This window comes from Streptomyces albospinus (genome assembly GCF_014648695.1).
GTDB lineage: Bacteria > Actinomycetota > Actinomycetes > Streptomycetales > Streptomycetaceae > Streptomyces > Streptomyces albospinus.
This window is the reverse complement of sequence record NZ_BMRP01000121.1, coordinates 1-2,924: the sequence shown is the minus strand read 5'-3', so window position 1 is coordinate 2,924 and position 2,924 is coordinate 1. Positions and strand designations below refer to the sequence as shown.

The following is a 2,924-nucleotide window of genomic DNA, read 5'->3' as shown; positions in this document are numbered from 1 at the left end:
GTCACCTCACAATAGGGCGAACGCTACCTGGGCGTCATACACCAGTGGTGCCGTCGATGCGCTCCCGGAGCAGGTCGGCGTGGCCGTTATGACGGGCGTACTCCTCGATCATGTGGACGTAGATCCAGCGGAGGTTGACGTCCTGCTCCATGAAGCGCCCGGTGTCGGTCAGGGCGCGGTCGGCGCAGAGCTCGCGGGCGCGGGCGATCTCCGCGTGCCAGGTGGTGAGGGCGTCGTGCAGTGTGGCGCCCTCGGCCAGTTCGAAGCCGCCGTCGGGGGCAGAGGGGTCAGCCTGCGGGTCGTAGATCGGCAGGGCCTGTTCTCCGGCGAACACTCGGCGAAACCAGTTCCGCTCCACCTCCGCCATGTGCTGGACGAGGCCGGTCAATGTGAAGCCGGACGGTGGCACGGACGCGACGGCGGCCTGCTCATCGTCCAGGCCCTCGCACTTCATGGCGAGGGTGGCGCGGTGAAAGTCAAGCCAACTTTCGAGCGTAGTGCGCTCGTCGGCGTTCAGAGGCGGCAAAGGGCGTTCGATGGCGCTCATCGGTCGATTATCCGCCAGCGGTCGAAGCCGTCGACAGGCAGGACCTCCGACAGGGGGCGAACGTTGCCTGATTCGGCTCTAGCGGTGGATCCGTTAGTGAGAACGAAGAGGGAGAACAAGGTCAGCGCGTGAGCACGACCCCAACTGCGACGCCGAGGAAGATCATGCCTCCGGCGAACAGGCCGACGATCGGAGTTAGGCGGTGTTTCCGGGTGAATACCCTTGCGCTTTCCGGCCTTTCGGGTAGGTAGACGATCGGCACATGGGCTCCGAGGGGCAGCCCCAGTCCCAGCCCCGTCGCAACGGGCCGGAACCTGACGGGTCGGCCCTGCCGGTCGGTGAACTCGATGACGGGCGTCGAACAATCGTCCGCTGGCGCATGCTCCTGGTCCACCACCACCCCCTCGGCGCGCAGCCCGTAGAGGCTCAGCCGGATCTGCAGCCGTGCCTCCCGCGCACCGGCCCACAGACTCACCAGGCCCGCCAATACGGCCAGCCCGATACCGATCGTTTCACCCGTCATCCGTCCCCTGCTCTCCCTCGCGCAGCGCCCGCCCGGCATGGGCCGCGCATCAGGAGGACGCGGCGCGCAGCCCGATGGTTCACGAAGGTGCGCGGGCACACCGGCTTCTCGGGCTTCCGTGGTCGTGGCGGGGGCCACGAAGGGCCGCCCCGCTCCCTGAAGCCGAGGTCATCACCGGAGCCACAGCCTGATCGCGGCGAGGGTGACCGTTCCGTGAACGACGTAAGCCCGCTTGTCGAAGCGCATCGCCACGGCCCGGTTGATCTTCAACTTGTTGACCAGGCGCTCGACTTCGTTCCTGCGGGCGTACCGCGCCGCATCGAAGCCGGTGGGCCGACCTCCTGCGCTGCCGCGCCGCTGCCGGTTGGCCCGCTGGTTGTCCGGCTCGGGGATGGCGTGGCCGATCTGGTGGCGGCGCAGGTAACGGCGGTTGCGCCGCGAGCTGTACGCTTTGTCGCCGCTCAGATGGTCCGGCCAGCCCGCCGTCACCGGCCAGGTGAATCTTCGTGCTGAGCCCGCCGCGTGAACGGCCGAGGGCTTCATCGGGACGGTGCTGGGCGGGGCGGGTGCACTTGCCAGGTTTCCGTGGCGCCTTCTTGCGGGCGCCGGCGGCGTGCTGGTGAGCGCGGCACACCGTGGAGTCCACGCCGACCAGGGACCAGTCGATCCTGCCCTCGGTATCAGCGTCGGCCTGGACAGCTTGCAGGATCCTCTCCCACGTGCCGTCCGCCGACCACCTGCGGTGCCTGTCGTGCACTGTCTTCCACTTGCCGAACCGCGGCGGCAGATCCCGCCACGGCAGGCCGGTCCGCTGCCGGAACAGAATCCCGTTGATCACCCGCCGGTGACACCGCCACCGCCCACCCCGGCCCACCCTCCTCGGTAAATACGGTTCCAGCCGCGCCCATCCCTCATCCGAAAGGTCACCCCGCCCCACATCGACCGGAACGATCAGCAAGAGAGCGAGTCGCGGGACCCGTCGGACACGCCCTAGAAATCCAATGAAGATGTTGGAAGGAGTCTGTTCGGCAGCAGGCTCAGACCGCCGCTTTCCCCTGGTTATGGAGTGGTGGGGGTCAGGGGCCAGGCCGTTGTGGTGGTTGAGGCCGAGGTTGATCAGCGAGGTTGATCAGTCGGCGGAGGTTGAGGCCGCGGCCCGGTGGTGGATCCAGCGTTCGCCTTTGATGGTGCCGCGGCAGGGTAAGCGGCGGTTGCCGTGGGCGACGAGCCAGGCAATGACCGGTTCCACGGGCGGGCGCCAACGGCGGTAGTCGGCCTGCCAGCTGGGATCGGTGGCCTGCCGGCGGGCATCGGCCTGCAGCTCGCGGTGCGGGCGCCAGGTGACGACACGGCCCCGTTCGGATGTGGTGCACCGGGCCTGCAGTGGGCATCCGGTGCACTGCTGGACGGTGAACCAGGCTTTGCACTGCTGGTGCTTGCCGCCCGCCGGCAGCAGGCTGGTGGTGTGGCCGGCCGGACACGTCACTGTGCCGGCTGGGGCGTCGATGCGGAAGTCGTCGAGTGTGAAACCGCCAGTGACGGCCTCCTTCAATGCGGCTGGTTTGATCAGCAGGCGGTGCCCGCCCGTGGTCAGTTCCTTGCGCAGGGCAGCGGTGGAGTAGGCGGAGTCGGCCAGGACGTCCAAAGTTCCGGTCTCCTGGGCCAGCAGGTCCATGGCGACGGCGGCTTCGTGATGCTGGGCTCCGGCAGCGGGCCGCAGGGTGATCGCGGTGATCAGTCCGGTCTCCGGCTCGACGGCGAGGTGCTCTGAACCCCTCCTGCTGATGGGAGCGGGTCTTGTGGATGTGCCTGGCATCAGGGTCGACGGTGGAGACCATCCGGCTCTGGGCGGTG

The 2,924-nt window shown here is 68.3% G+C and carries 3 protein-coding genes and 1 pseudogene; all 4 read right to left on the bottom strand.

The genetic code is table 11. The features are described from left to right. Positions 1-34 precede the first annotated feature (34 nt). The 4 genes and pseudogenes from IEZ17_RS41490 to IEZ17_RS41475 all read right to left on the bottom strand — a co-directional run bounded on the left by IEZ17_RS41490 (position 35) and on the right by IEZ17_RS41475 (position 2,886). The gene (locus tag IEZ17_RS41490; RefSeq protein WP_189308813.1) at positions 35-547 is read right to left on the bottom strand and encodes a DinB family protein; all 513 of its coding nucleotides are present in this window, start codon (positions 545-547) and stop codon (positions 35-37) included. A 121-nt stretch (positions 548-668) separates the two neighbouring features. Further along, positions 669-1,070 (bottom strand): DUF3592 domain-containing protein, encoded by a 402-nt coding sequence (locus IEZ17_RS41485; protein WP_189308812.1) that lies wholly within the window; start codon positions 1,068-1,070, stop codon positions 669-671. 171 nt (positions 1,071-1,241) lie between these two features. Continuing rightward, a pseudogene (locus tag IEZ17_RS41480) lies at positions 1,242-2,007 on the bottom strand (IS5 family transposase). A gap of 192 nt (positions 2,008-2,199) precedes the next feature. Then, positions 2,200-2,886, bottom strand: coding sequence for a transposase (locus tag IEZ17_RS41475; protein WP_194505916.1), 687 nt, complete (start codon positions 2,884-2,886; stop codon positions 2,200-2,202). Positions 2,887-2,924: the final 38 nt, after the last annotated feature.

Excerpts from the sequence above, each read along its gene's own strand:
- IEZ17_RS41475 (WP_194505916.1), bottom strand. The coding sequence starts at position 2,886 with ATGCCAGGCACATCCACAAGACCCGCTCCCATCAGCAGGAGGGGTTCA.
- IEZ17_RS41485 (WP_189308812.1), bottom strand. The coding sequence starts at position 1,070 with ATGACGGGTGAAACGATCGGTATCGGGCTGGCCGTATTGGCGGGCCTG.
- IEZ17_RS41490 (WP_189308813.1), bottom strand. The coding sequence starts at position 547 with ATGAGCGCCATCGAACGCCCTTTGCCGCCTCTGAACGCCGACGAGCGC.